Genomic DNA, 1,544 nt, shown 5'->3' on the forward strand with positions numbered 1-1,544 from the left:
AACCAGTATAGTCATCAGGTTGGGAATATAGTTCCATACCGCAATGCCAATTCTTTTAAGTGGACTGAGGATATAATTCAACAGGTTAACAGAGAGATCGCGCGTAAAGGGGAAAATTCCAAACAGCACAGGAAAGGCCAGATAAATTACTGCCAGAATAATCCCATAACGAATGATTTTCAAGAGTATCGTAATTATAGCCAGTTGACGGTTTACATCTAATAACTCATAGTTTTTGATTTTTATACCATCTTTAAAACGTCCTTCTGCAGAGAAAAATTTGGTTGATATTTTTCTGAAGAGCCTGTTAATAAGATAGATTAAACCAATTACCACTGCAATAACCAATATTGTCAATAAAATTTCCCTCAATAATACCTGCCAACTGGTATCGTGAACGTATTTATCGAGAGCAGCTACTACTCGCTTTTTGATTTCTGAAGTGTAAACCTCGCGGTCGCTTCTGGCCCATAATGCATCCTGATCAGTTATAGAAAGCAATAAGGTGTTACCATAGAGCAAATCGGTAGTTTGTTCGGCAGGGATAAGCTTAAGTGAATCGGATGAAAAATTCGCGCCATCGCCAACTCTTTCTAGTCTGTCAGCCACAGCTTTTGTCCTGTCGGTGGCACTAAAACTGCCCAGCTTGGCATAAATAAAATAGAGTGTATCGCCATTAAATACAACTGGTACACCTTTGATAATCTTGCGTAAAGAATCTATCTGACTTATCTGACGGAAACGATGAATGGAATCTCTTTTTTTGAGTGATTTTAATTCAGCCATTAAACTTTCCCGTTGCAATTTGTCTGTTGTTCCCAGTGCGCTTACACGTTGTTCTAGTTCTGCTCGCTTAAGTGAATCAGAAAGCCGCTCCGCAGAGAGTTGATTTACTTTATTGAATTCGTTTTCTAGCTTTCCATTCTTTAGGCTGTCTGATTTTAATGTTGTGCTGTCCTGTCCAAAAGTGTAAATAGATACAGCAGCATTTAACAGAAAAATAGATAATGTAAAAAATTTCGTCATGTTATCTTAGGCTAGGTTAGCGAAAATAGCCAAAAAAATGRAGAAATACAGGCATTTATCGCCAATAGTTGCTGCGCTTTAGCCGTTACATTTTTTATATTTGTTTATTGCGGAATTGATTCCTCCAAGGGCTAATAGCATAAGAATAAAAGAATGGTCTATTACCATACTATAATGTAAAAGCACCTGAGTGGGGTATTTATTGCCATAAATTTATATAATTGAACGATGATTAAATAGTATGGAAGGGTTTTACAAGCAAAATGGTACATCTATAAATACTTTTTGGGTTGCCATGCCGGTAATGCGAAATTTAATATTACTTAGTGCAAGGAATGATGCAGAAGTAAATACCATTTGTAGTGCAGGTAACATTAATCGGGATGATCTGAGCAAGATAGAAATGAAAGTTTCGCTTGAAGCAAACATTGCCATTATGGATGCTATGCTTCAAATTTCTGCCGACAAAAATCTGGGACTCCACTTAGGAGAAAAGGCAACACCTCCCATTATAGGTC

The 1,544-nt window shown here is 37.1% G+C and carries 1 protein-coding gene and 1 pseudogene; one reads left to right on the plus strand and one right to left on the minus strand.

Features of this window, described 5'->3' with window-relative positions; all coding sequences use genetic code 11:
* Positions 1-1,026, minus strand: a pseudogene (locus tag AC1DPQ_RS27325) (mechanosensitive ion channel family protein); the annotation flags it as partial.
* Between the two features lie 241 nt (positions 1,027-1,267).
* On the opposite strand from AC1DPQ_RS27325, the gene AC1DPQ_RS27330 reads away from it, so the two are divergent.
* The coding region (locus AC1DPQ_RS27330; protein WP_477611502.1) for a hypothetical protein at positions 1,268-1,544 on the plus strand (277 nt) is incomplete at its 3' end.

Source organism: Pedobacter sp. 01T416_2, from assembly GCF_056398925.1.